Consider the following 26,096-nt stretch of genomic DNA (forward strand, 5'->3'; position numbering starts at 1 on the left):
GTGGTCGCGGTAGCGTTGTGCAAGCTGCGCCCGCTGTTGCAGCGGCTGCCATGGCAACTGCCGTATGCGGGCGTATGGCTGGTGATGGTGTTGATCGTCGCCAGCGCCAGCGCCATCGTCCATTGGCTGGACGGCGCGCTGGAAATGCAGCTGCTGGGCGACAACGCCCGCACCTTCGTGGCCTACAACAGCGCCATTGCCGCGCTGCTCGGGGCGGCGATGCTCCGCTACTTCTACCTGCAGGCCCAATGGCAGACGCGCCTGGCCGCCGTGGCTACCGCGCAGGTCGCCGCGCTGCAGGCGCGTATCCGCCCTCACTTTCTGTTCAACAGCATGAACACGGTGGCGGCGCTGGTGCGGGTGGACCCGGCCGCGGCCGAGCGCACGGTGGAGGACCTGTCTGAATTGTTCCGCGCCGCGCTGGGCGAGCACGGCACCCGCGACGGCACCCTGGGCGAGGAACTCATCCTGGTCGAGCGCTATCTCGCCATCGAACAACTGCGCCTGGGCGAACGCCTGCGCGTACGGCGCGAGCTGGATGACCTGCCGGCGGCGTTTCCGTTGCCGCGCCTGCTACTGCAGCCGCTGGTGGAGAACGCCGTGCGCCATGGCATCCAGCCGTCGCGCGAGGGTGGTGAAGTGATCCTGCGCGGCCATCGCGAGGGCGACGGCGTCGTCATCGAGATCGACAACCCCTGCCCGGCCGAGCCCGCTCCCGGCGGCCACGGGCATGGCCTGGACAATGTGCGCCAGCGCGTGGCCTATCGCTATGGGGCGCGCGCGCGCATGAACGCCGGCCCCGCCGATGGCCGCTTTATCGTCCGCCTGCAACTTCCGGAACCCGAGCATGCGCGTCCTGATCGTTGACGACGAACCCCTGGCCCGTGCACGCCTGGCCGCTTTGCTGGGCGAATGCGCCGAGGTGGAAATCGCCGGCAGCGTGGGTGACGCGGAAACCGCGCTGGGCCTGCTCGGCGACCTGTCGCCGGATGTGCTGTTGCTGGATATCAACATGCCCGGCATGAGCGGCACCACGCTGGCGCAACGCCTGGGTGCGCGCAAACGACCGCAGGTGGTGTTCTGCACCGCCTATGAGAACCACGCCTTGCACGCGTTTGAGCTTGGCGCCGTGGACTACCTGCTCAAGCCCGTGCGCCTGGAACGGCTGCAAGAGGCTTTGCAGCGCGCTCGCCAACGCCTGGCGCAAACACCGCGCGAGACGGTGAGCTACCTGCATGGCCGCCTTGGCGGCGAACAGGTGCGCGTGGCCTTGAGCGACGTGGTGTGCCTGCTGGCGGAGGAGAAATACGTGGTCGTGCAGCATCGTGGCGGCCAGTTGCTGCTGGAAGAGTCGCTGCGCCAGTTGGAGGAGGCGCACCCGCAGGAGCTGATCCGTCTGCATCGCAACTGCCTGGTGCCGTCGCAGCGCCTGATCGGCCTGAAATCCCTGTCCGACGGCCGCGTGCTCGCTCGCTTGAGCGGCACCGAACTCACCCCCGAAGTGAGCCGCCGCAACCTGCCCAACCTGCGCCGCCTGCTGCGCATGGGGTGAGTACACGCCGGTGCGGCATGCGACCTCATGTTGCATCCTCCCCCCTGTGCGTGGCCCGTATTTACGCGACAATGCAGCCCCCACGTCGCGCATGTGCGGCGCCCCTTGAGATATCCATGACCTCATCGATCCTGCGCATCGCCACCCGCAAAAGCGCGCTCGCCCTCTGGCAGGCCGAACACGTCGCCGCCGAGTTGCGCATCGCCCATCCCGGGCTGCAGGTGGAGCTGGTGCCGATGTCCACGCGCGGCGATGAGATCCTCGACAAACCGCTCGCCACCATCGGCGGCAAGGGGCTGTTCCTCAAGGAACTGGAAGTCGCCATGCTGGAAGGGCGCGCGGATCTTGCCGTGCACTCGCTCAAGGACGTGCCGGCCGAACTGGAACCAGGCTTTGCGCTGCCGGCGATCCTGCCGCGAGCCGATGCCGCCGATGCGTTCGTGAGCAACGACTACGCCCACCTCGGCGCGCTGCCGCTGGGTGCGCGCGTGGGCACCTCCTCGCTGCGCCGGCAGGCCCAGCTGCGCGCGGTACGTCCGGACCTGACCCTGCTCGACCTGCGTGGCAACGTGGGCACGCGCCTGTCCAAGCTCGATGCCGGCCACTACGACGCCATCCTGCTCGCCTGCGCGGGGCTGGAGCGCCTGGGCCTGGCCAGCCGCATCCGCAGCCGCCTCACCGCGCCGGACTGGCTGCCGGCACCGGGTCAGGCGGCCATCGCCATCGAAGCGCGTGCCGATCAACCGGCCGTACTCGAGCTGCTCGCCGCACTGGACGATGCACAGACACGCCTGGCCGTGACCGCCGAGCGCACCATGAACCAGGCGCTGGGCGGCAGCTGCACCGTGCCGGTGGGCGCGTGGTGCACGGTTACCGAGCGTGGCCTGCACCTGCGCGGCATGGTCGGCGACGTCAGCAGCGGCCGGCTGCTGCTGGCCGAAGCACAGGCCGACGGCGACCGCGCCACCACGCTGGGTCTGCAGGTGGCCGACGCGTTGTTTGCGCAAGGTGCGCGGGCGCTGCTCGATCATTGAGTGCCGCCCGTCGGGGCGCAACAAAAAGCCCCGCGTCGCCGCGGGGCTTTTTGCATATCAAGGGCGTGCTGCCTTGGGCAGCGCTGGGCAAAGCCAAGGCCCTTTCAACGCTTGTCTTAGAAGTTGTAGACCAGGTTGGTGGTCAGCAGCGTGTCGGTGTGCTTGGTGTTGATCTGCACATCGCTGTTGTAACGCACCTGATAGCCCAGCTTCAGCGCCATCTTGCGGGTCATGCTGACCGACAGGCCAATATCGTTCTGGTAGTACTTGTTCTTCGAACCCGCTTCGAGGAGCAGGGTGTCTTCCAGCGCGGTATTGTCGGTAATGCGGTACTTGTAGTTGATCAAACCGCGGCCGACGACTTCGCTCTGCGAATCCTGCTGCACCTTGACGGGAACGCCACCCACGTCCTCGGAGAGATCCGCCGGGCGATAGCGCTTGTAACCAGGACCGACTTCGAAAGACAGCTCCGTACGCTCGGTCTTCAGGGCGATGTAGCCGTAACCGACTGACACGATACCCTGCCACAGGTTGGCGCCGAAATCGTCATGCTCATAACGCGCGGCGGTCACGATGTAGCTGCGCGGGTCGAGCTTGTAGCCCACCGACGCGCCGGAGTCGTAGCGGTTGGCGGTGGTGGTGAGGCGGCCGACCTCGGCACCGGTGGACTGGTCCACCACCTGCACTTCACCCTTGGAACGCAGGCCGTTGAGGAAGAAGTTGTTCTTCCACAGGTCGTTTTCCTGGCTCAAGCCAAGCTTGGCATTGATGTTTTCCGAACGGGAGTTGCCGTAGGACGAGGCGAAACCGAACTCACCCGAACCCGTCCAACCGCCGTTGTCGGCCGGATTGGCAGCGGGCGCCGGAGCATCATCGGCCTGTGCGCCAAAACTCACCAGCGCGGCGAGCAGAGCGCCCGCCATCAGGGTCTTCTTCATGGGGATTTGTTCCTTTTTCGTTAAACAACAACAGGCCGCCACCTTAACGGGGCGGATTGAACTGCCTGTGAACGGGGCGGCCTTGGACCGGTGCGGTGGCGCCGGAAAGCCACGTCAGCGGTCGCTGGGAAGGGCCGCCAGGGCCTCATCATACAAACTCAGCTCGATCCCCATACCCCAAAGGCAGCTCAGGGCGGCCACGCCGGCCGCCAGCAGGCGACCATCGTCAAAGCTCGCCAGCAACAGGGCCGCACAGGGCACGGCGTACTCCAGCACCACCGCCAGGTAGCGTCGCGGCTGCAGCTCCATGCGTGGATGCAATCCCGGCAGGCGCATCAGAACGGACTGCCAGCGCAGGTTCTCCACCAGACCACGCAGCAGCGCCAGCATCAGCAGCAGGATGATCCAGTTCATGGAGGCATCATCAGTGCCGTCGCTGTCCTGACCGGCCACGCACAGCCACAGCCAAAGGCCGCCGCCGTAGGCCGCGGTAATGACGCGACTGAGCGGCAATTGCGTCGCGAGACGTAAGTCCATCGCCGGGACACGGCGTCGGGCATCGCCGAAGGCAGTGATGATCAGGCTGGTCAAACTGCAAACCGCCAGCGCTGTCGCCGCCAGCCGGGTGACCCAGAACGTATTGTCGCCGCGCGCCAGACCCGCCACTGCCAGCACCGGCAGGATGGTGGCCAGCGCGATCAGCGCATCGCGGGTGGGCCGCGAGCCCGCACCGATGCGCCAGCCATGCCAGTTCGGCATCCATGGCGCATGCAGGCACGCCGACAGCAAGCCCGTGCCAATCAGCAGCCCGCCCAGCGCCAGTGGCACCAGCACATCGCCCCGTCCCGCCGGGTACACCCCAATGGCCAGGGACAGCCCAAGCAACAGCCACACGCCAAAGCCACCCGAGGAGGCGACATGCAGCAACGTGGTCTGCAACGGCCGTGGTTGCACGGCCGAGGCGCGACGCTGTGCATCGTCGGTGCCCTCGGAATGGAGGTCGTTTGGCTGCTTCATGAGGGTTCTGTCGTCTGTGCGTGAAGGGCGGATCATGGGCGCATGACTACGGCGTGATGCCGTGTGCTTCCACCGTAGGTTGTACTTGCAGCGGCCGCCAACGGTGCGCATGCTACGCGGAGGCTGCCGTCGAAAAACATTTCATGGATCGTTACGAGCGCATTCTCACCTTGCACCGGCTGCTGAAGTCGGCGCATTACCCCGTGCCCCTGCCGCGTCTGATGGACGAGCTGGAGTGTTCGCGTGCGACGCTTTACCGCGATGTGGCGTTCCTGCGCGATGCGCTGGGCGCCCCGATCGAAAGCGCCGGTGGCGAGCACGCCGCGTTCCGCTACGCGGTGGGCGAGGGCGAGCGCTTCGAACTGCCCGGCCTGTGGCTGACCTCGGACGAGCTGGCCGCGCTGCTGGCCCTCAATGAGCTGATTGGACGCAGCGGCCCCGGCGTGCTGGCCGGTGCGCTCGCGCCGTTCAAGGCACGCATCGAGCATCTGCTGTCCGACCAGGGTAGCGGCAAGGCCCTGCCTATCGAGCGCATCCGGGTGATCGCCTGGGGCGAGCGCAAGCTCGACCAGCAGGTTTTCCGCGTGGTGGCCGGCGCCGTGCTGGAGCGCAAGCAGCTGCGCTTCCGCTATCGCGCGCGCACCACCAACGCCGACAGTCATCGCCGCGTGTCGCCGCAACGACTGACGCACTACCGCGACAACTGGTACCTGGATGTGTGGGATCACGATCGCGAGGCCCTGCGCAGCTTCGCGGTGGATCGCATCGCCGAGCCGCAGGCGCTGGACGACGCTGCGCGCGACGTGCCCGAAGGCGAACTCAACGATGCACTCGCCTCCAGCTACGGCATCTTCGCCGGCAAGCCCAAGGCCTGGGCCACCATCCGCTTCTCCCAGCACGCCGCGCGCTGGGTGGCGGACGAGCATTGGCATTCGCAGCAGAAGGGCGAGTGGTTGCCCGATGGCCGCTACGAATTGCAGGTGCCGTACTCCAACTCCAAGGAGCTGCTGATGGACGTGCTCAAGTACGGTCCGGATGCGGAAGTGGTCGCGCCGCTGTCGCTGCGCGAGGAAATGAAGATCCAGCTGCAGCTCGCCCTGAGCGACTACCAGTCGTCTCCGCGCTGAGTCATCGGCAAGGCTTGCCAATACGCCGTACCGGGGCGAGGCTAGGGCGGTTTCCCGTTGCCCAGGCACACGTTCCATGAGTACCACCGACATCGCCGAATCCTCTGCCTTGCCTGTCGAAAGCATCGCCACTCGGAAACCGACCGTGGCGCTCGCGCTTGGTTCCGGAGGTGCGAAGGGTTTGGCGCATATCGGTGCCATCGAAGAGATCCAGGCCCAGGGTTACGAGATCGTCGCCATTGCCGGCACCTCGATGGGCGCGCTGATCGGCGGCATCTACGCCGCCGGCAAGCTGGAGGTGTACCGCGACTGGGTGTCCGCACTGGCCAAGATCGATGTACTCCGGCTGGTGGACTGGACGCTCTCCGGTGGTGGCCTGATCAAGGGCGAGCGCATCATCGACACCTTGCGCACGCTAATCGGCGATGCCTTGATCGAGGAACTGCCGCTGGCCTTTACCGCCGTGGCGACCGACATGGAACGCGAGCGCGAAGTATGGCTTACGCGCGGCTCCCTGTTCGACGCCATTCGCGCCTCCATTGCCATTCCCACCGTGTTTCGCCCGCATACGCTGTCCGAGCGACGGCTGGTGGACGGCGGCCTGTTGAACCCGGTGCCGGTGACGCCGCTGATCCGCGAAACCGCCGACTACCTGTTCGCGGTAAGCCTGGATGGACCGCCCGACCTGGCCACGCCGGAGGAGTTGCCCCTGCCGGAAGCGCCTGCGCCAGACAGCTACCGTTCGCGCATCGGCGACTTCATCGGCAAGCTCATCCCGCATGGCGCCGAGAAGCCGCGCGAGCCGGGCATGCTGGAGTTGCTCACGCAATCGATGGACCTGATGCAGGCCAATCTGTCGCGCCTGCGCCTGGCCGCGTACGAGCCGGATCTGTTGATCCGCATGCCGCGCAACGTCGCCATGGTCTACGAGTTCTACCGGGCCCGCGAATTGATCGAACTGGGCCGCGAACAGGCACGCCGTGCACTGGGCAACTGGCAACCCGCGCACCGCAATCCCTGAGCCGGCCGCCTCGGCGCATTCACTACACGCCATGGGCCTTCAGCATGGCCTCCAGGTAGCTCTTCAGCGCCACCGCGTTGTTGTGCTCTTCATCGCGCGCGCCGTAGAGCAGTGTGACGCGATGACGCGATGCCTGGGTCAGCAGCGGCCGCCAGTGTTCGGCGGCCGCATCGAGCTCGCTGGCATAGCGATGACGAAAGCCCTCCCAGCGCGCGGGGTCGTGGTCGAACCATTTGCGCAGCGCAGCCGAGGGCGCCAGCTCCTTGCTCCAGGCATCGAGCGCGGCGTCTTCTTTCTTGAGGCCGCGCGGCCACAACCGATCCACCAGTACGCGATAGCCATCGCCTTCGCTTGCGGGTTCGAAGATGCGCTTAACGGCGATACTCATGAGACGGGCGGCCTCCGGCAAAGGAGGATCAAGAGCATACGCCGATGAAGACACCGTCGCGCAACGGGCCCGCGTGCGGCGCGGGCCACGCCATCAGATCTCTTCGACCTGGGTCACCTTGCCACGGCGCATCAGCCAGGCGACGCCACGCAGGTCGGCAAGGCCCACCCACAGGCGGTCGAGCATGCCGTACTTGGAACTGCCCGCCGTGCGCGGACGATGGCCCACCGGCACGCTGGTGCTCTGAAAGCCCGCACGCTTCACCAGCGCCGGCAGATAGCGGTGCATGTGGTCGAAGTAGGGCAGGCGCAGGAACACTTCGCGATCGAACAGCTTGAGGCCGCAGCCGGTATCGGGCGTGCTGTCCTTGAGCATGCGCGAGCGCACCGCGTTGGCGATCTTGGAGGAGATGCGCTTGTTGAAGCTGTCGCGGCGCGTGGTACGCCAGCCGGCGAACAGGCGCACGTTCTCCAAGGCGCTGGCGCGCGAGGCGAGCAGCTTGGGGATATCGGCCGGGTCGTTCTGGCCATCGCCATCCAGCGTGGCGATCCACGGCGAACGCGCGGCGCGCACGCCGTTCCACACGGCAGTGCTCTGGCCGCTGCGGGTGAGGTGGCGCACGATGCGCAGCTCCGGGTACTGCGGCTTCTCCGCAGCGAGCACGGCCACGCTGTCGTCGCTGGAATCGTCATCCACGTAGATGATCTCGAAATCGATCTTGCCGCGCAGGGCGGCCGCGATCTCGGCGAGCAACGGCGGAATGTTGTCGCGCTCGTTGAATACCGGCACGACGACGGACAGTTGGGGCATGGAGGGGGCCTTGTCTAAAACACGGGGCGTGTGGCGCCAGGGCGCCATTCTAGTGGGTGGAAGGCTTGGCGTCAGGGGCGCGCGTGACCCCGTGGGCCCGCCAGAGCCAGCGCGGCGAGCCCCCTCCGGGGAGAGGGGGTGGAAGGGCCGAGTCTGCCTCAGCCCCCGCGACATCCACTCAGCGGATCTTGCCGAGGATGCCTTCCAGCTCGTCGTTGCTGTGGTAGTGGATGACCAGCTTGCCCTTGCCGCCGCGGCCCTGGGCCAGTTCGACGCGGGTGGCAAAGCGATCGGCCAGTTCGCGCTCCAGCGCGTCCACATTGGGATCGCGGCCGGATGCGCTCTTGGCCTTGCCCTTGGGCGCGGTCTGCACGCGACGGGCGGCTTCTTCCAGCTCGCGCACGCTCCAGCCACGGCGCGAGGCTTCAAGCGCCAGGCCTTCGGCCAGGCTCTCGGGCAGGGTAATCAGGCAGCGCGCGTGGCCCATCTCCAGCTTGCCCTCGTCGAGCAGGCGCTTGATGGTTCCGGGCAGCTCGGTGAGGCGCAACAGATTAGACACGGCGGCGCGCGAGCGGCCGACGGCATCCGCTGCCTGCTGATGGGTCAGGTCAAAATCGTCGATCAGGCGCTTGAGCGCATCGGCCTCTTCCAGCGGGGTAAGGTCCTGGCGCTGGATGTTCTCGATCAGCGCCATGGCCGGCACGGCCACTTCCGGCACATCCTTCACCAGCGCCGGCAGCTCGGACAGCTGCGCGCGCTGGGCGGCGCGCCAGCGGCGCTCGCCGGCGATCAGCTCGTAGCTGTTCTTGCCGATGGCGCGCACCACCACCGGCTGGATCAGGCCCTGGGCGCGAATGGAGGCGGCCAGTTCGTCCAGCGCTTCATCGTTCCAGTGGCGGCGCGGCTGGTACTTGCCCGGCTGGATCTGCTGGATCGGCAACGTACGCAGCTCGCCTTCCTGCTCCAGCACCGAGGGCTTGCCCGGTTCGTCGGCACCACCACCCAGCAGCACATCGAGCCCACGTCCCAGGCCCCGTTTTTTCGCAGCGGACATGCTTACTCCTGATGGATGTCGACGGTGTCGTCGAGCGTCTCGTCGGCGTCGTCATGCAGCACCGCGCTGACATCGCCCGCGTGGTCGCTGGCGGCCGCCAGGTGCTGGCCGCGCTCGCGACGGATGATCTCGCCGGCCAGGCCAATGTAGGCAATCGCGCCGCGCGAGCTGCGATCGTAGAGATGAATCGGCTGGCCGTGGCTGGGTGCCTCGGCCAGGCGCACGTTGCGCGGAATGATCGAGCGCAGCACCTTGTCGCCGAAATGGTGGGTGAGCTGGGCCGACACCTCGTTGCCGAGGTTGTTGCGCACGTCGTACATGGTGCGCAGCAGGCCTTCGATCTCCAGGGAGGGATTGAGCCGCTGGCGCACGGCCTTGACCGTATCGAGCAGGCTGGAGAGACCCTCCAGCGCAAAGTATTCGCACTGCACCGGAATCAACAGGCCGTTGGCTGACGCCAACGCGTTCAGCGTGAGCAGGTGCAACGAGGGCGGGCAGTCGATAAGGATGGTGTCGTAGCGATCGGCCACCAGCGCCAGCGCATCCTTCAAGCGGGTCTCGCGGGCGATCGCGTCCATCAGCTTGAGTTCGGCGGCGGTGAGGTCGCCGTTGCCGGGGAGCAGATCGTAGTGCGCTTCGGTCTTGATGATGGCCTGGTCGATGGGCGCTTCATCCAGCAGCACTTCGCAGCCGTTGGGCTTGGCCACGCGCTTGTCCACGCCCGACGCCATGGTCGCGTTGCCCTGCGGGTCCAGATCCACCAGCAGCACGCGGCGCTTGGCGGCCGCCAGCGCGGCAGCGAGGTTGACGGCGGTGGTGGTCTTGCCGACGCCGCCCTTCTGGTTGGCGACAGCGATGATGCGGGCCATGGTGTCGTCGATACCGTGCGCGAATGTAAAGGGGGGCTAGATTAGCAGCCTGATCCGTGGCCTGTCCGGCCGATCACCACGAGATGACGCTCGCCGCCCACGTCGGGCACCTCTAGACGGTGGATCGCACGCACTTCGAAACCGGGCGGCACGCCGGCCAATTCCTCCTCCGGATGCTTGCCCTTCATGGCGAGCCAGGTGCCGTTGTTGGTCAAAAGATGACCACCCCAGGCCAACATGTCCGCCAGGCTAGCGAAGGCGCGCGCGGTGATGCAGTCGAACTGGCCTTCCACCTCTTCCACCCGCGATTGCGCGGCGCGCACGCCCTCCAGCTTGAGCGAGCGAATGGCTTCGCGCAGGAAGCGCACCTTCTTCCCGTTGGAATCCACCAGCAGGATCTCCCGACCCGGCGCCGCAATCGCCAACGGGATACCGGGCAGGCCCGGGCCGGTGCCCAGGTCAGCCAGGGTCTGGCCTTGTACGTAGGGCAGGATCGCCAGCGAATCCACCAGATGACGGCTGACCATGTCGGCCGGGTCACGCACGGCGGTGAGATTGTAAGTGGCGTTCCAACGGGCCAGCAGAGCCTGATAGTCGAGCAGGCGCTCCACCGACGCAGCCGGCAGTTGCAGGCCCAGCGAGGCGATGCCGCGTTCCAGCCGGGTTTGCAGTTCGTGGCGCGAGCTCATGGGAAAACACCTTGGAAAATCGAGGGTCGCAAGTATCCGGGCCAGCGGCCCGCGACGCCAGCGCGGACAAAGAAAAACCCGCCGTAGCGGGTTTCAAGGGACTCCCCTGTGGCGGGCGCTCTGAAGGCAGCCTTCGCCATGGCCTGACCAGCGCAACGTCGGTCAGGCAAATTCCAGTTCCACACGGGTAACCATCATGCCCCGCTCACGCAGCGCGCCATTCATGCTCTGCTTGAGGCGGCTGCTCAGGTCACGACGGTCGCTGGCATAGGCCTCCGGCTCCTGCCGCAGCGCCGCCAGGGCGCCGCCACGGATCAGCTGGTCAGCCTGCTCGATCACCGCGTCGGCGCGCTCGGGCTCCAGCACCTGCCAATACACGGTGCCGCGCACATCGTGGGCGTTGGGCAGCGGTTCCTCAAAGCGCAACACCTGACCGCTCAACTGGATGCGATGCTCCACCCGATCGATCAGCGGCAACGCCACATGCAGGCCAGGCTGCAGCAGGCGGTACGGCTTGCCTCGACGGTAGAGGCTATGCACCTGGTCGGCCGGCACGCGCTTGAGCGCGTTCGCGAGCATCGCGAACAGGGCCAGGACAACGAGCGTAATCAGGGCATTCATGTCATTTAATACAAGGACTTAGGGGTGAACTCTTGCAAGGAGCTGTAAGTTGATGATACAGCTGGTTGCACCCGTTTAGATTAATCCCAATTTAACGATGAACTAATGTCTTTTTACAAGGCGCTGCCGGGGCTACCTCGTTGATGGAGTGAACCTGGCGGCAGGCACGGATGGCGTTGCATCGATCGGGCCAGCCGTGCCGCCGCGCCGGATTCCCCCTACGGCAAACGGGTTAACGGCGGAGCAAGGTCGGGGCTTGAGCGAAAGCAATCAGTCGCGGGCCGAGGTAGCGCGTGGCCAAGCGGCGCCGGGCGAATGCCGGCACGGCACAACGCACGGGCCGCCCCGTGCGGGGCGGCCCTTGTAGGGCTAGAACTTGCCGGCGCGGAAGTCGGCAATGGCTTCGTGGATCTGCTCGGGCGTGTTCATCACGAACGGTCCGTAGCGGGTCACGCTTTCATTGAGTGGTTGACCGGCCACCAGCAGTACCCGGGCGGCGGTGTCGAGGCCGCGAATGTGCAGCGTTCCGCTGCGCGAGAGCACCGCCAGTTCGCTGCGCGCCAGCGGCTCGCCGGCCACCTCAGCCTCCTTGCCGTCGAACACGTAGGCAAAGCCCGCGTGACCCTCGGGCAGCGGCACGTTGAGCGAAGCCCCCGGCTGCACGGCGATATCCAGGTAGATCGGCTGGGTGAGAATCCCGGCCACCGGGCCGGTAACGCCGTCGAAGCCGCCAGCGATCACCTTCACTTCCACGCCCTCGGCCGGATGCACCACGGGGATGCGCTCCGGACCAATGTCCTGATAGCGCGGCGCGATCATCTTGTCCTTGGCCGGCAGGTTCACCCACAGCTGGAAGCCCCACATCAGGCCGTCTTCCTGCACCGGCATTTCCGAATGCAGGATGCCGCGACCGGCGGTCATCCACTGCACGCTGCCCGGCGTGAGGTCGCCGCTGTTGCCGTGGTTGTCGCGATGCTTCATGTGGCCGGCCAGCATGTACGTCACGGTCTCGAAACCGCGATGCGGATGCTCCGGGAAACCGGCGATGTAGTCACCGGCCTGATCGGAGCGGAACTCGTCCAGCAACAGGAAAGGATCGAGCATGTCCAGACCGGGCTGGCCGATGACGCGCTTGAGCTTGACGCCTGCACCATCGGAGGTGTCGGTACCGCGGATGCGGCGAAGAATGCTGCGTTCGGTCATGGGAGTCTCCAAAGGTTTGGACTGCCCAGCATGATGACGCCGCACGGCGGCGCACCCAAGACCCGAAACGGGAACGGATTGTTCGCTTGGCGACGGAAAACGCCTGACGCGGCGGCGTGGCCTTATCGCGCGCGCCGCGCCACGGCATTCATACCAACCTTCAATGCACCCAGTGACCGCTGCGATGACGCGGCGGCGGGGTATCGGAGCCGGTATCGCTGGCCACCTGCACGGCGGCTTCCAGCTCGGCCTGGGTAACGGGATGCGCTTGCCAGTATTGGTTCACGGCATTGAGAACGACGGGTACCTGGGTCAGGCACTCGTCGTATTCATCGTCGGTGAGTTTCTCGAACTCCGCATCCGCATTGAGTACGCCTTCGTCCACCGCCAGCGCCATCACCGGCCCCAACAGTTCCATCAGGTGCGGGTCATCGGCCAGACGCTTTTCCCACAGCCCGGCGTGCAGGTCGATGCCGCGGCTGAAGCCTTCGCACCAGCCCGCCGCCGACAGCACCGGCCCGGTTTCGGTATCGATTTCACCCAGGATGGGTTCGTACGCATCGACGTCGAGCTCGGCGCCGATGGAATCGTTGAGCTTGGCCAGCAGGGCGAGCACGCGGTTGCCTTCGTTTTCGTCGGCGAACGGCTCGTGCAGCACCTCCGGCAGCCATTCTTCCGGCAGCACCTGGATGGGGCCCACGGCCAGCGCGGAAAGCAGGCCGTGCACGCCATCGAGCAACAGATCGCCTTCGCCGACGTGAGCGCGCAGGTAGAGGTCCAATTCGTCGAGTTCGCTGTCGTCCAGCGAACTGGGCCAGTCGGTCTTGGGTGTATTCATCTGTTGCCTTGTTACTGGATATCCAGATCCACCGTCACCGGTGTGTGATCGGACGGTCGCTCCCAGGTGCGCGGCGTGCGGTCGATGGAAGCCGCGATCGCCTTGGACTTGAGTGCGTCGCCGATCAGGATCAGGTCGATACGCAAGCCCATGTTGCGCCGGAAAGCACCTTGGCGGTAGTCCCACCAGCTGTAGTGTTCGCCGCCGCTTTCGAATAGGCGGAAGCTGTCGTGCAGGCCCAGATCGGTGATGCGGCGAAGGGCTTCGCGCTCTGGCGGCGAGCACAAAATGTCCTCGCCCCAGGCGTCCGGATCGTGCACGTCGCGGTCGTCCGGTGCGATGTTGAAATCGCCGAGCACCACCAGCTTCGGATGGCGCGCGATCTCGCCCGCGAGGAACTCGCGCATCTTGGCCAGCCAGTCCAGCTTGTAGGCATATTTTTCATCACCCACGGCCTTGCCATTGACCACGTACAGATCCACCACGCGCACACCGCCAATGGTGGCGGCCAGGATGCGCCGCTGCGGATCGTCCAGGTTCGGAATGTCGGTGACCACGTCCGCAAACTCGCCATGCACGTCGGCGCGCGCCAGCAGCGCCACGCCGTTGTAGGTCTTCTGCCCGGAGTACACGGCGCGGTAGCCTGCCGCGGCGAGTTCATCGACCGGGAACTTCGCGTCCTCCAGCTTGGTTTCCTGCAGCGCGACCACATCGGGCTTGGCGTCGGCGAGCCATTGGGTGAGGTGCGGCATGCGCACCTTCAGCGAATTGACGTTCCACGAGGCGATTTTCATGCGGGCATTGTAAGCGATGAAGGCGCCGCCGCCCCGAAGGGAGCGGCGGCGGTCACGCTCAGGCCAGGCCGTGGCTCTTGAGCAGCGCATCCGGCTCCGGTGCGCGGCCGCGGAAGGCCATGAAGCTTTCCAGCGCGGGACGGCTGGCACCCACCGCGAGCACTTCGCGGCGGAAGCGATCGCCGGTGGCGCGATCGATCACGCCATGTTCCTCGAACTCGCCGAAGGCATCGGCGCTGAGCAACTCGGCCCACAGGTAGCTGTAGTAACCGGCGGCGTAGCCGCCCGCAAAGATATGCGAGAACGCATGCGGAAACCGCTGCCACGCCGGTGGATGCAGCACGGCGACGTCATGGCGCACGTCTTCCAGCACCTGCATGGTGCGCGCACCCTGGGCGGGGTCGTACTCCAGGTGCAGGCGGAAATCGAACATGGCGAATTCCAGCTGACGCACCAGGAACAGGCCGGCATGGAAATGCCGCGCCGCCAGCATGCGCTGGAACAACTCGTCGGGCAGGCGCTCACCGGTTTCGTAGTGGCGCGCGAACAGATCGAGCGCTTCGCGATTCCAGCCGAAGTTCTCCATGAACTGGCTGGGCAGCTCCACCGCATCCCACTCCACGCCGTCGATACCGCCGATGGAAGGCAGCGCGATTTCAGTGAGCAGGTGATGCAGGCCGTGGCCGAATTCGTGGAACAGGGTGAGCACGTCGTCGTGGGTGAGCAGCGCGGGACGGCCTTCGGTGGGGGGCGCGAAGTTGCAGGTGAGGAAGGCCACCGGCAGCTGTTCGTGCTCGCCATCGCGGAAGCGGGCCCGGCATACGTCCATCCACGCCCCGCCACGCTTGCCGTTGCGTGCGTAGAGGTCTACATAGGCCCCGGCAAACACGCGACCGTCGGCGTCGCGCACGTCGTAATAGCGCACGTCCGGATGCCACACATCCACACCGTCGCGCGCGCTGAGCGTGATGCCATACAGGCGCTGGGTCAGGCCGAACAGACCATCGATCACCGCCGGTAGGGGGAAATAGGGTTTGAGCTGCTCTTCGTCCAGGTCGTACTGCTGCTGGCGCAGCTTCTCCGAGGCGTAGCCGACGTCCCAGGATTCGAGGTTATCGAGCTTCAGCTCGGTGGCGGCGTACTCGCGCAGCTTGGCCAGCTCGGCGCGCGCCACCGGCTTGGCGCGGTTGGCCAGGTCACGCAGGAATTCCATCACCTGCGCGGGCGAGCCGGCCATCTTGGTCGCCAGCGATTCCTCGGCGGCATTGGCGAAGCCGAGCAGCTGCGCGGCCTCATGGCGCAGCGCCATGATGCGTTCGATGCGCGCGCTGTTGTCGTACTTGCCGGCCTGCGGGCCCTGATCGGAGGCACGCGTTTGATAGGCCCAATAGACGCGCTCACGCAGGCCGCGATTGTCGGCATAGGTGAGCACGGCCTGCACGCTGGGCTGCTTGAGCGTCACCAGGTAGCCGTCGAGATCCTGCTCCTTGGCGTACTGGCGCAGCACGGCCAGGCTGGATTCGGGCACGCCGGCCAGATCGCGCTCATCGGTGATGTGCTCGTGCCAGGCATCGGTGGCGTCCAGCACGGCATTGGAGAATTCGGTGGACAGGCGGCTCAGCTCCACGCCGATGTCGCGATAGCGCGACCGTGCCGGCTCTTCCAGCGCCACGCCGGACAAGCGGAAATCACGCAAGGCGTGTTCCACCAGCGCACGCTCGGGACGCGGCAGGCCGGCGAAATCCGGCGCATCGGCCAGCGCTTGCACCGCCTGGTATAGCGCTCGGTTCTGGCCCACCTCGATGGCGTGTTCGGTGAGTTTTTCTTCCGCCGGTCCATACACTTGGCGCAAGGCCTCGCTGTCGGCCACCGAATGCAGATGCCCCACCGGCGCCCAGGCGCGCGCCAGGCGTTGCTCCAGGCGTTCCTGGGTGAGCATCACGCTGGCGAAATCCTGCGCCGCACCGGGGGCGGTGAGTGCCTCGATGCCGGCGCGGTAGTCGGCCAGCAGGGTGTCGATGGCAGGCGTCACCTGTTCGGGACGGATTTGCGAAAACGCCGGCAAGGTGTCGTCGGCCAGCAGCGGATTGTGTTGTTCCATGAAATCTCCTCGAGTCGCCCGACCGGCCGCCTGCGGCGTTGCCTGCGGGTCGTGCGCCAGCGTGGCGACCGCCCCGGGTGAAATCAAGCCGCGCGCATCGGCCAACGCTCACGAATTGTCATCAGGCGCGCCGTACCATCGCCCCCATGTCGACACCTGATTTCTCCGCCCTGCTGCGTCGAAGCGACGTGTTTGGGCACCTGGGGGACGAGGCGCTGGCCGCGCTGCTCCCTGAACTGCAATGGTTTTCCCTGCCCGGCGGCCGCAGCCTGTTCCATCAGGGCGACCCGGCCGACGCGCTTTACCTGGTCGTCAGCGGCAGCCTTGGGATATTCGCCGGGCCGGCGCAGCGCGTACGCCTGGTGGCCGCCGGTGACAGCCTGGGCGAGATCGGCCTTATCACGGGCGAAGGCCGCCAGCACACCGCTCGCGCCCTGCGCGATTCGGAATTGTTGCGGCTGGACCTGGCCGCCTACGAGGCGCTGGCGCGACGTTATCCACAGGCCATGCTCGGGGTGGCGCGGGTAGCCATAGGCCGCCTGCAGGAGCGCATGCGCGGCGACGAAAGCCCCGGCACCGCGCGCACCTTCGCCCTGCTGCCGGTAAGCGCCGATGTACCGGCCCGCTCGCTGGCCATGCAACTGGCGATGGAACTGGAACACTGGGGCAGCTGCGCGGTGATCGATGCCGAGCACGGCGCCAACCGCGGCAGCGACTGGTTCGCCGAGCGCGAAGCGCAGGCGCGCTTCGTGATCTACCTCGATTGCATGGGCGACCCCGTGTGGCGGCAGCGTTGCCTGCGCCAGGCCGATGTTCTGCTGTTGCCGGCAATGGCATCGCAAACGGCACGCCCCTGGCCGGACGCCGCCCCCATGCAGCCCGAGCGCGCCGGTCACCGCCCGCGCCACCTGATTCTGCTGCACCCTGGTCGACAGCCCAGCCTGGGCGCCGCCCAACGCTGGCGGACGCAGTTCGAGGGCGACCTGCAGCACCATCATGTGGGCGGTCGCGACGACCTGGCGCGGCTGGCGCGGCTGGCAAGCGGCAACGCGCGCGGACTGGTGCTGGCCGGTGGCGGGGCACGCGGCGTCTCGCACCTGGGCGCACTGCGTGCCTTGCGCGAGGCAGGCCACACGTTCGACGCCGTGGGCGGCACCAGCATCGGCGCCATCATCGGTGCGGGCGTGGCGGCCGGCTGGGAGCTGGAAGCGATGGTCGAATCGTTTCGCCGCGATTTCGTGGAAGGGCGCCCGCTGTCGGACTGGACCGTGCCCGTGGTAGCGCTTACCCGTGGTCGACGCGCGGCGGCCATGCTGCGACGAACCTTCGGCGCACTCGATATCGAGGACCTTTCGCTGCCGTTCTTCTGCATCTCCACCAGCCTGTCGGGCGAGGGCATGGTGGTACACCGACGCGGTCCGCTCTGGCTGTGGCTGCGCGCGTCCAGCGCGATTCCGGGCGTGCTGCCGCCGGTGCTGCATCGGGGCGGGGTGTACGTGGATGGGGCCCTGGTGAACAACCTGCCCACCGATGTAATGACCGAGGATGGGGTGGCCCACGTAACGGCCATCGACATTCGAGCGGAGATTTCCCTGCTTACCACCGCCGAGGAATTCGCCACGCCGCCATGGTGGCGACTGCTGCTCGGACGCGGCGCGATCCAGCGGCCGGGGCTGATGTCCACCCTGGTTCGCGCGGCCATGGTGAACAGCGAAGGCCCCAGCGAGCACCGCCGCGAACGCGCCGATCTACTGATCACGCCGCCGCTGGAACATATCGGCATGCTGGACTGGAAGGATTGGCAGCGCGCCATCGAGGCCGGCTACCGGCATACGCTGAAGGTGCTGGAGACGCTGGCATGACGCCAGCGGCGTTAAACTCCAGCGATGGAACCCATTCGCAAGTACAAGGGCATCTGGCCCACCCTGCATCAGCGCGTCTATGTTGACCCCGCCGCCAGCGTGATTGGCGCCGTGGAACTGGCCGACGACGTCTCCATCTGGCCTGGCGCGGTGTTGCGCGGCGACGTGCACTACATCCGCGTGGGTGCACGCAGCAATGTGCAGGATGGCGCCGTCATCCACGTCACCCACGATGGTCCGTATTCACCCGGCGGCTTCCCCACCGTGATCGGCGAAGGCGTCACCATCGGCCACGGCGCGGTGATCCACGCCTGCACCATCGAGGATTACTGCCTGATCGGCATGCACGCCACCGTGCTCGATGGCGCGGTGGTGAAGAAGCATGGCTTTGTCGGTGCGGGCAGCCTGATTCCGCCGGGCAAGGTGGTGGGCGAGGGCGAGCTGTGGCTGGGCAATCCGGCCAAGCTGGTGCGCGTGCTCAGCGACAAGCAGATCGAGCAGCTGCACTATTCGGCCGATCAGTATGTGCGCCTGAAAGACGAGTACCTCGCCGCGCTGTGAGCACGCATCGCGTCCGTTTTCCGTGCAGCCGACACCAGCTGCACTAGCCAACGCGTCGATTCAGAGCATCGAACCGGTATTGGCGGAGTGCTGCTGCGCCTGCATTGCCGCCGCGCGTGCTTCGTCCTGGCGAATCTGGATCTGTCGTTGCGCATCCAGCTTGCCACCGAGCAACGAGAGAATGTAGTTGGTACTGTCGAATTCGCGCAGCAGCGACAGCTCGCGTTGCGCCTCATCGAGATTGCTGTCGTTGATGGCGCGCTCCACCTCGGCCGACGCGTTGGGGAACGACTCGTGCAGCTGCTCCAACGCGACAGCGTTGCTCGGGTCCAGCTGGAGCACGCTGAGATAGAACTCATACGCGTTGCTGCCGGCTGGCGCCACCAGGCGATGCTCGCTCACGGCGGTCTTGGCCAGATCCAGCAGGATGCCCACGCCACTATCGTCCTTGCCGCCGGCCGCCTGCGTGCTTGCGCTCGATGCGGCCGGCGCGCCATGCGAACCGAGCAGCCACCAGCCGGCCGCCACTGCCACGCATAACGCTACAACGGACACAGCCAAGAGCGCCCGCTTGCGCGGCGCGATAGATGCAAACCGAGACATGACACCCGCTGTCGAATGAGTACCGCACGCAGGAGTCTCTGTATGCAGCTCTCCCGGCGGGACTGTCACGCTATCGACATTTCATGTCAGGGATATGACTTGGAATGGCCGTCCAAACGGTGGCGCACTGTCAAATGTGATTCGCATCACACTTGACTCAAAGCCGGAACTCGATGCGCTGGCGCACCTGCGCGGTCACGGCCTTGCCATCCTGCGTGCTCGGGGTGAACTGCCAGCGCGACACCGCCGCCAGCGCCGCCCGATCAAACACATACTTGGGATCGGCATCGGCCACGCTGGCACCGCTCACGCTGCCATCGGGCTGCACGGTGAACACCACGTCCACCCAGCCCTGGCGACGGGCTCGTCGAGCCTCCGCCGGGTAGGCCGGCTCGACGCGACGCGTCAGCACCGGCGCGGCACTGCCCGTGGCATCGGCCAACGCGGGCGCGCGCGGCTTGGCGACCTGGCGAGGCGCAGCCTCCACCGATGTCGATTCGACATGCAGCTTGGCCAGCGGTGATTCCGCCGTTGCCTTCGCCGGCACCGGGTTCTGCACGATCGGCGCCGCCGTGGGCGCGGTCGCGACCGCCGGTGTCGGCACGGGTGCCGGTGCACTGGGCGATACCTCGTGCCTGACCGGTGCGGGCGCGGCCGCGCGCGGAGCGGATGTCTGTGCCTGCGCGTCCTGCTGCGCCTGCAACTTCGCTCGCAACAACGTAAGGGTGTAATTCTGCGGGTCGGCGCGCGTGAGCAGATCGATCTCGCGCTGAGCTTCCTCCGCGTTGCCGGCATCGATGGTCTGCTCGGCCGCCTGGGCGGCGAACGGGAACGTTTCACGCAGCGCATCCTGCGCGATGCGGTTGTCCGGTTCGCGCTTGAGCACGGCCAGATAGAACTCGAACGCATTGCTGCCGGCCGGCGCAAGCAGCCGTCGGCCCGCCATGGCGTCACGCGCGTGTTGCAGGAGTTCCTCGGTGCCGGCGCCTTCGCGCACCACCGGGCCGGAGGTTACCGCCGTCGTCGGTGCGGGCATATCCGCGTCGGCCAGTGCCCGCAGCCGCCAGTAGATGAACGCGCCACCCAGCACCATCAATACCAGCACCATCACAAACGTATAGCGGGCAATACCTTGGGTACGACGCGGAGCAGCGGAGGACATGGGCGGCGCAACTAATGAGGTGAACGCGGGCGCAGCCAAGCGCCCGCAGGGCGCGCCAGCATAGTGGGGCCATATTGCGAAGATGTTGCCCCGCAGCACTCCCTGTGAGGCGGATCACAGTCGCAGCCATCAGGGCGCTACGACTGTCATCCGCCGGTGCTGCTTAATGACCCTGCAGCAGGCTGCTATCAGGTGAACCATCGGGACGAGCGAACCACGACACACGGTTCTGCTGATCCGGACAGCCCTTGCCGGTGCGATAGCTGGCGAGCGCACCCGCTTGCGTGGTCAGGTCGGTGCGATAGCAACTGCCGCGCGTGTCATGGAACGCATAGGTCTGCGCACTCTGCTGCCCGCTGTGGCTGCTCAAGGCACCTGAGGCATCGAACACCAGGGTATCGGCGCTATCCATCTGGTTATGCACGTCGTAGCCATAGACCGGAAGACCAAACAGACGCTGCTCGCCGCGCTGCGTATAGCCCTGGTGGATGGTGCTGGCCGCGGTAGTGCTGCCATCGCTGCCGATGACCTGGTTGTAGTCGAGCGTGAAGGGATACTCATAGCGTTGGCGTCGCTCGACCGGCGGCAAGCCGCCGACGCGGCTCGCACTCACGCTTTCCACCCAGGTGCGCTGCCAGGTTTGTTGACGATACGTGCTGGTGTTGATGGTGAAGGTCTGACGATCGTCGAAGCCCACATTTTGCGTCACTGTGCTGGTCACACGGCCATGCGAAGTCTGTGCATAACCTTCGATGACGAAGCGGCGATCCAGCTTGGTGGTAATCGCACCGGTGGTATTGCCACTGCTATCGGTGGCCAAGGTGCTGCCGATGACCGGCGTGGGTGCCTGGCCTACCAGGGTGTTGCGCGTCACCTTGCCGGTTACCTGCTTGGCGTGCGCGTCGCGATACACCAGCAGGGCCGCGGTGGCCGAGAACGAACCGTTGGCACCGGCTACCTGCAGGGCGATCTGATGCGGCGCACCGTCGCTGAGCTGGCCGGCGAACGGACTGAGGTCCACGCGATACGGCATGAAATTCAGCGTCTGCACACCCGGTGTCGGGCGCCACAGATACGGATCGATGCCGCCGGTATAAACCCACGGATACACCGGGGCCACGCCGGCCGGCTGCCCGTCGATGCTGATTTCCGCTTCGCGGAAATTGCCGCCGCCGCATTCCTGCACCTGCGCGGCATACGTATTGGGCACGCAGGTGTACCAGAACTCATCGCCGCCCTGGCTCTGGGTAAATACATCCAGATACAGGCGTTCCACATTGAGCGGCAAAGTAAGCGTGCGCGTGAGCGTGTCGGTGGGCGTGTTGAGGCTCACGGTGCCGCCCACCGGGTCACTGCCCAGCGGAACCACGGCATCGGGTACCTCCGCCGCGCGAGCGCGCGCGGAAGCGGGGTAGAACAGCAGGCGCGCGCTACCGTGGATCACGCCGGTGTAGGTGCTGTTGACCAGGTTGCCGATGATCGCCTGACCCTGGCCGGTGCCCTTGAACAGATTGGCATAATCGGTGAGGTCGCGCTCCACATGCCACGCCGGCGAGACCGTGGAGGACGGCTCTTGCGTGGTGCCGAAATAGAGATTCACGCCATTGAGCCACACGGTGGCGGTGCGGTCGTACTGGCGACCGGCGGTCACCGAGAAATCCGCTTCCAGCACTACCTTGGCCCACGGTCCACCGCATGAAACAGGCGGTGTATAGCTGAAGGGTCGCGTACCGAAATCATCGAAGCTGTCGTTGGTGAACAAATTCACCACGCAAGGCTGTCCGGGCGGTCGCGGCACGCCAGGGTCGGCCACGACCAGATTGGTCGAACCCACCACCGGATCCGCGTTCGCCGGCGCGGCAACGCCGCCAGCCAACACACACAAAAGTACGGCAGCCGCCAGGCGATGGCGGACGAAACCCTCAGGCAACATGACGTTCACTCCCCGCAATGTGCCCCCTGTATCGCGCACGCTAACACGAGCGGAACACCGGTGAGCGTTCAGCCGTATGGATCGCCATTTCCGACCATCACGTCGGGACGAGTTCGTCAGCGCTAACACGTCGTGGTGGCGGCCGTGCGTGCCATGCACGTTGGTGCCGGGCTTGGCACGGTCGACGCAGAGTCTTGCGGCGGCAGTCGTGCGTCAGTTGTGCGCAAGGCGCCATGGCCAGCTTGCCGTAGGGCAGGCCGGGCATGGGGCAGAGGCGCGGCTACTGGTCAAACCGTTGCCGCGCCATGGCACTCAGCCGTACTGCTGGCGCAGTTCGGCGTAGACGGGGTCGGTATCCGGACGCTGGCCGTGCCACAGCTCGAAGGCATCGGCCGCCGTCTCCACCAGCATGCCCAGGCCGTCAAAGGCGTAGCGCGCACCGGCGGTGCGGGCCCAGGCCAGGAAATCGGTGGCGGCTTTGCCATAGGAGAGGTCGTAGCACAGCGCGCGATTGCCCACGATGGCGAACGGCAGCTCCAGCGACTTGCCCAACACACCGGCCGAGGTGGCGTTGACGATCAGATCGAACGCGCCAAGGCCGGGGAGGTCTTCCCAATAGCGCGTGTGCGCACGCGCGGGCTCGCCGATCGCATCGGCCAGTGCATCGGCCGCTTCCGGCGAGCGATTGACGATGGTGAGCGTTTCCACGCCGGCATCCATCAGTGCCCAGGCCACGCCGTGCGCCGCACCACCCGCACCGAGCAGCAGGGCGGTGTGGCCGCGCAGATCCACGCTATGACGCTCGGTGATGTCGCGCACCATGCCGTCGCCATCGGTGTTGTGCGCGGCCAGGCGACCATCGGCCAGCGCGGTCAGCACATTGGCGCTGCCTGCACGACGCGCCGCTTCGCTGCTTTCATGGGCCAGCGCAAACGCCGCGCCCTTGTGCGGCAGGGTGACGTTGGCGCCACGGCCACCGTCGGCAAAGAACTGGCGCACCGCCGCTTCGAACGCGGCCGGTGCGGCATCGATGGTGCGGTATTCCAGTTCCAGCCCGAACTGTCGGGCGAAAGCCTGGTGAATATGCGGCGACAACGAATGGCTGATGGGGTGGCCAAACACCGCGAACTGTCCTGCACTCATGCGAACTCCTTGGTGATGTCGATGCCCGCAGAGTGTGTCCCCGGGCCCGGCTGACCCACCATTTTACCCGGCCGCGCCAACTCATGCCGCCCCGCCAGGCCGCGTCGTTACGCCCATCGCAGCTTTTGAGATCGGCCGCCGGCAGGCTGTGCCCAACGCCACTCACCGGACTTTCGCCATGCGCCGCAGCACCGATGCCACCCACCACGAACGTCTGCTCGGCGGGGCCTTGCTGTGGCTGCTGGCTGGCACGTTGTTGCTGCTGACCACGCTGGTGCCGGCGCATACGCGCCTGCTGGGCTGGACACCCGCGTTCTGGCTGGTGGGTGCCCCTCTGGTGGTGCTGCTGGTGCTGGAACCGGGACTGCCACGACAACTGCTGACGCTGCTGCGCCCCCGGCGCCGACGTCATGCACGGCTGATCTGGAACTGAGTTTTTCCAACGAATTCACTTGGCAGTGGATGCCGCGGCCGGAGCGCCGCGGCGTGGGGCCCCGCGCGATGGCCTTGGATGGCTGGGCACCTCGCGGGGGTAGCGCGATGGATCGCGCTGGCGTGACGGCAGTCCATGGAAGGCCTGCCGGAATCACCCCACCACAGGTTTTCTCAATCGACCATGCCCGAGCGCTTGCGCTCCATGCGCCGCAGGAATTCCCGCATGATGCGTCGATACAGCTCATCGCCCAGGTGCTCGTCTTCGACGCCCGCATCGATTGAGGGGTTGTCGTTTACCTCGATCACCACCGGCTTGTCGCCCACGCGCTTGATGTCCACGCCATACAAGCTGTTGCCCACCGCCTGGGTGGCCTTGAGCGCCAGCTTGACCACGTCCGGCGGCGCTATTTCGATCGGGATGGTTTCCGAATCGCCGGTCTTGGACGCGCCCTTGGCGCCATGGTTGTAGATCTGCCAGTGGCCACGCGACATGAAATATTTGCAGGCGTATAGCGCTTCGCCGTTGAGCACGCCGATGCGCCAGTCGTATTCGGTGTAGACGAACTCCTGCGCCAACAACAGCGAGCTGTGCTGGAACAATTCGGCGCTGGCTTTGCCCAGCGCCTGTTCGTTCTCCACTTTCACCACGCCGCGCGAGAACGAACCATCGGGAATCTTCAGCACCAGCGGGTAACCGAGCCGGGCGGCAACGTCCTTCAGGCCCTTGGCATCGTCACGGTAGAGAATCTCGGTGCGCGGCACCGCCAGCTTGCGCGACACCATCAAATCATTGAGGAAGATCTTGTTGGTGCAACGCAGGATCGAGGTGGGGTCGTCGATCACCACCATGCCTTCGCGCTCGGCGCGATGCGCGAAACGATAGGTGTGGTTGTCGCTGGCGGTGGTTTCGCGAATGAACAGGCCGTCGTACTCGGCCAGCCGCTGGTAATCGTTCTTGCCGATGGGATCGACCTCGATGCCCAGCTCCTTGCCCGCCGCAATGAAGGACTTGAGCGCCTTCTTGTTGGACGGCGGCATCGCTTCGGAGGGATCGACCAGCATCGCGATGTCGTAGCGGAACTGCTTGCGTGCCTTGGGCTTGCGCCACAGCTTTTTGCTGAAGCGGTCCAGCTCCTCGGCAAAGGCGTCTTCCTGCTGATCGACCAGCGTATGCAGGCCCACCGGCTTGATCGCGCTCACCTGCCACATGCGGTCGCGCTCGAACTCGATGCGCAGCAGCGGGCAGGGAAACATTTCAAATACCTGGCGCGCGAGGTCCTGCAGCGCGGGGTAGGCGGTCTGGCCGAAGTACACCAGGATGCCGAAGTCGGTGGTGTCGCGTCCGCCCGCCGGCAGGAAGTGGGTCAGCTTGCTGCTGAGGTCTTCGATGTCCAGGCCATACAGCGAGCGGCGGCGCAGGTCGTTCACCGTGCGCACCGAAGGCATCACGCGGTGGCCGCGCGCCTCGGCCAGCAACGACACGTAGTAGCCGGTGCCCAGGTATTTGTAGCTGCGGCACAGGTTGATGACGTGCGTGCGCTCATCGTCCGCGCCGACCGGCTCGCGCAGGTAGTCCATCGCGGTAATCACGTCGACGGACGGATAGTAGGAACTCCAGTCGGAGGCCTTCTCGACGACAATGACGAGACGGGTCATGACACCTCTGTCGAAGCAAACCCAGGAGTGTCGTCACGCAGGGGAACGGGGCGGCACCGCACAAGGGCCGCAGTGTGGCACAGCCTGCGCGCGGTACAAGGCGTGGCACTGAAGCGCGCATAAATAAGCCCAAGATCGCGATTGCCCCCCGGGGGCTCGAGGACTAGAGTGCGCGCCTTGTCTCGCCTGCCCACGGGATGCTTCACCGATGACACCCCTGCCCGCGACCGCACCTGTGCGTGTGCGCCGTGCCGAACTCTCCGACCTCGACGATCTGGTGGCACTGGAGGAGCGCAGCTTCGCCACCGACCGCTTGAGCCGTGCGCAGTATCGCCGCCATCTGGATAGCGAAACCGCGCAGGTGCTGGTGGCCAGCGCCAACCATCGGCGCTTTCTCGGCACCGCGGTGGTGTTCTTTCGCAAGGGCACGCAGGTGGCGCGCCTGTATTCGATTGCCACGCACGCCGAGGCACGCGGCAAGGGCGTGGGTTCAGCGCTGCTGAATGCGGCCGAGCACGCCGCGCGCCGCCGTCGCTGCAAGGCGCTGAGACTGGAAGTGCGCACCGACAACGACACGGCGATCCGGCTGTACGAACGCCTGGGCTATCACCGCATCGGTCACTACACGCGCTACTACGGCGATGGCGCCGATGCCTGGCGCTATGAGAAAACGTTGGACTGAAGG

The 26,096-nt window shown here is 66.2% G+C and carries 26 protein-coding genes; 9 read left to right on the forward strand and 17 right to left on the reverse strand.

All coding sequences use genetic code 11. From position 1 onward, the window contains the following. The 3 genes from JHD67_RS04345 to hemC all read left to right on the forward strand — a co-directional run. A partial coding sequence (locus JHD67_RS04345; RefSeq protein WP_199097689.1) for a histidine kinase occupies positions 1 to 867 on the forward strand: 867 nt, incomplete at its 5' end. After that, positions 848 to 1,552 carry a LytTR family DNA-binding domain-containing protein gene (locus tag JHD67_RS04350; protein WP_199097691.1) on the forward strand — a complete coding sequence of 235 codons (705 nt, stop codon included), beginning with the start codon at positions 848 to 850 and terminating at the stop codon, positions 1,550 to 1,552. The genes JHD67_RS04345 and JHD67_RS04350, both read left to right, overlap by 20 nt. Positions 1,553 to 1,668: 116 nt before the next feature. Continuing rightward, positions 1,669 to 2,586, forward strand: coding sequence for a hydroxymethylbilane synthase (gene hemC, locus JHD67_RS04355; RefSeq protein ID WP_199097693.1), 918 nt, complete (start codon positions 1,669 to 1,671; stop codon positions 2,584 to 2,586). Positions 2,587 to 2,702: 116 nt separating this feature from the next. Here the strand turns inward: hemC and JHD67_RS04360 are convergent, their stop codons facing one another. Then, a complete protein-coding gene (locus JHD67_RS04360; protein WP_199097695.1) occupies positions 2,703 to 3,524 on the reverse strand; it encodes a DUF481 domain-containing protein in 822 nt (273 codons plus the stop codon). A 114-nt stretch (positions 3,525 to 3,638) separates the two neighbouring features. After that, a complete protein-coding gene (locus tag JHD67_RS04365; protein ID WP_199097697.1) occupies positions 3,639 to 4,541 on the reverse strand; it encodes a hypothetical protein in 903 nt (300 codons plus the stop codon). A gap of 143 nt (positions 4,542 to 4,684) precedes the next feature. Here JHD67_RS04365 and JHD67_RS04370 point away from each other — a divergent pair, with 143 nt between their 5' ends. Together JHD67_RS04370 and JHD67_RS04375 are read left to right on the forward strand one after the other, a co-directional pair. After that, a complete protein-coding gene (locus JHD67_RS04370; protein WP_199097699.1) occupies positions 4,685 to 5,668 on the forward strand; it encodes a YafY family protein in 984 nt (327 codons plus the stop codon). 76 nt (positions 5,669 to 5,744) lie between these two features. Further along, a complete protein-coding gene (locus JHD67_RS04375; RefSeq protein WP_199097701.1) occupies positions 5,745 to 6,689 on the forward strand; it encodes a patatin-like phospholipase family protein in 945 nt (314 codons plus the stop codon). A 22-nt stretch (positions 6,690 to 6,711) separates the two neighbouring features. On the opposite strand, the gene JHD67_RS04380 is transcribed toward JHD67_RS04375, so the two are convergent. The 10 genes from JHD67_RS04380 to JHD67_RS04425 form a co-directional block, all read right to left on the reverse strand. Beyond that, positions 6,712 to 7,077, reverse strand: coding sequence for a DUF488 family protein (locus tag JHD67_RS04380; protein WP_199097703.1), 366 nt, complete (start codon positions 7,075 to 7,077; stop codon positions 6,712 to 6,714). 93 nt (positions 7,078 to 7,170) lie between these two features. Then, on the reverse strand, positions 7,171 to 7,887 hold the full coding sequence (locus JHD67_RS04385; RefSeq protein WP_199097705.1) for a glycosyltransferase: 717 nt from the start codon (positions 7,885 to 7,887) through the stop codon (positions 7,171 to 7,173). A gap of 178 nt (positions 7,888 to 8,065) precedes the next feature. Beyond that, complete coding sequence (locus JHD67_RS04390; protein WP_199097706.1) at positions 8,066 to 8,941, reverse strand: ParB/RepB/Spo0J family partition protein; 876 nt, start codon at positions 8,939 to 8,941, stop codon at positions 8,066 to 8,068. A 2-nt stretch (positions 8,942 to 8,943) separates the two neighbouring features. Next, the gene (locus JHD67_RS04395) at positions 8,944 to 9,810 is read right to left on the reverse strand and encodes a ParA family protein (protein WP_199097708.1); all 867 of its coding nucleotides are present in this window, start codon (positions 9,808 to 9,810) and stop codon (positions 8,944 to 8,946) included. A gap of 41 nt (positions 9,811 to 9,851) precedes the next feature. Further along, on the reverse strand, positions 9,852 to 10,499 hold the full coding sequence (gene rsmG, locus JHD67_RS04400) for a 16S rRNA (guanine(527)-N(7))-methyltransferase RsmG (protein WP_199097710.1): 648 nt from the start codon (positions 10,497 to 10,499) through the stop codon (positions 9,852 to 9,854). A 162-nt stretch (positions 10,500 to 10,661) separates the two neighbouring features. After that, on the reverse strand, positions 10,662 to 11,120 hold the full coding sequence (locus JHD67_RS04405; protein WP_199097711.1) for an SPFH domain-containing protein: 459 nt from the start codon (positions 11,118 to 11,120) through the stop codon (positions 10,662 to 10,664). Positions 11,121 to 11,489: 369 nt separating this feature from the next. Beyond that, positions 11,490 to 12,323: a pirin family protein gene (locus JHD67_RS04410; RefSeq protein ID WP_199097713.1), complete on the reverse strand. Its 834-nt coding sequence runs from the start codon at positions 12,321 to 12,323 to the stop codon at positions 11,490 to 11,492. Between the two features lie 160 nt (positions 12,324 to 12,483). Beyond that, positions 12,484 to 13,161, reverse strand: a complete 678-nt coding sequence (locus JHD67_RS04415; protein ID WP_199097715.1) for a YecA family protein — start codon at positions 13,159 to 13,161, stop codon at positions 12,484 to 12,486. Between the two features lie 11 nt (positions 13,162 to 13,172). Continuing rightward, positions 13,173 to 13,955, reverse strand: a complete 783-nt coding sequence (gene xth / locus JHD67_RS04420) for an exodeoxyribonuclease III (RefSeq protein ID WP_199097717.1) — start codon at positions 13,953 to 13,955, stop codon at positions 13,173 to 13,175. Positions 13,956 to 14,013: 58 nt separating this feature from the next. Then, positions 14,014 to 16,056, reverse strand: coding sequence for a M3 family metallopeptidase (locus JHD67_RS04425; RefSeq protein WP_199097719.1), 2,043 nt, complete (start codon positions 16,054 to 16,056; stop codon positions 14,014 to 14,016). Positions 16,057 to 16,202: 146 nt separating this feature from the next. On the opposite strand from JHD67_RS04425, the gene JHD67_RS04430 reads away from it, so the two are divergent. Further along, the gene (locus JHD67_RS04430) at positions 16,203 to 17,918 is read left to right on the forward strand and encodes a patatin-like phospholipase family protein (RefSeq protein WP_199097721.1); all 1,716 of its coding nucleotides are present in this window, start codon (positions 16,203 to 16,205) and stop codon (positions 17,916 to 17,918) included. Positions 17,919 to 17,942: 24 nt separating this feature from the next. After that, complete coding sequence (locus tag JHD67_RS04435; RefSeq protein WP_199097723.1) at positions 17,943 to 18,479, forward strand: gamma carbonic anhydrase family protein; 537 nt, start codon at positions 17,943 to 17,945, stop codon at positions 18,477 to 18,479. Between the two features lie 60 nt (positions 18,480 to 18,539). Here JHD67_RS04435 and JHD67_RS04440 read toward each other — a convergent pair whose 3' ends face one another. The 4 genes from JHD67_RS04440 to aroE all read right to left on the reverse strand — a co-directional run bounded on the left by JHD67_RS04440 (position 18,540) and on the right by aroE (position 23,320). After that, positions 18,540 to 19,034 carry a hypothetical protein gene (locus JHD67_RS04440; protein WP_343214308.1) on the reverse strand — a complete coding sequence of 165 codons (495 nt, stop codon included), beginning with the start codon at positions 19,032 to 19,034 and terminating at the stop codon, positions 18,540 to 18,542. Between the two features lie 205 nt (positions 19,035 to 19,239). Beyond that, the gene (locus JHD67_RS04445) at positions 19,240 to 20,244 is read right to left on the reverse strand and encodes an energy transducer TonB (RefSeq protein WP_199097727.1); all 1,005 of its coding nucleotides are present in this window, start codon (positions 20,242 to 20,244) and stop codon (positions 19,240 to 19,242) included. A 163-nt stretch (positions 20,245 to 20,407) separates the two neighbouring features. Beyond that, entirely contained in the window at positions 20,408 to 22,177 is a 1,770-nt protein-coding gene (locus JHD67_RS04450; protein WP_199097729.1) for a peptide-N4-asparagine amidase, read from the reverse strand. 312 nt (positions 22,178 to 22,489) lie between these two features. Further along, positions 22,490 to 23,320: a shikimate dehydrogenase gene (gene aroE, locus JHD67_RS04455; protein WP_199097730.1), complete on the reverse strand. Its 831-nt coding sequence runs from the start codon at positions 23,318 to 23,320 to the stop codon at positions 22,490 to 22,492. A 178-nt stretch (positions 23,321 to 23,498) separates the two neighbouring features. Between aroE and JHD67_RS04460 the strand changes: the two genes are divergently transcribed. Beyond that, positions 23,499 to 23,753 (forward strand): hypothetical protein, encoded by a 255-nt coding sequence (locus JHD67_RS04460; protein WP_199097732.1) that lies wholly within the window; start codon positions 23,499 to 23,501, stop codon positions 23,751 to 23,753. A 173-nt stretch (positions 23,754 to 23,926) separates the two neighbouring features. Here JHD67_RS04460 and JHD67_RS04465 read toward each other — a convergent pair whose 3' ends face one another. Beyond that, positions 23,927 to 25,411: a RimK family protein gene (locus JHD67_RS04465; RefSeq protein ID WP_199097734.1), complete on the reverse strand. Its 1,485-nt coding sequence runs from the start codon at positions 25,409 to 25,411 to the stop codon at positions 23,927 to 23,929. Between the two features lie 208 nt (positions 25,412 to 25,619). On the opposite strand from JHD67_RS04465, the gene JHD67_RS04470 reads away from it, so the two are divergent. Further along, entirely contained in the window at positions 25,620 to 26,093 is a 474-nt protein-coding gene (locus JHD67_RS04470) for a GNAT family N-acetyltransferase (protein ID WP_199097736.1), read from the forward strand. Positions 26,094 to 26,096 lie beyond the last annotated feature (3 nt).

This window comes from Dyella sp. ASV21, assembly GCF_016428975.1.
Classification (GTDB): domain Bacteria; phylum Pseudomonadota; class Gammaproteobacteria; order Xanthomonadales; family Rhodanobacteraceae; genus Dyella.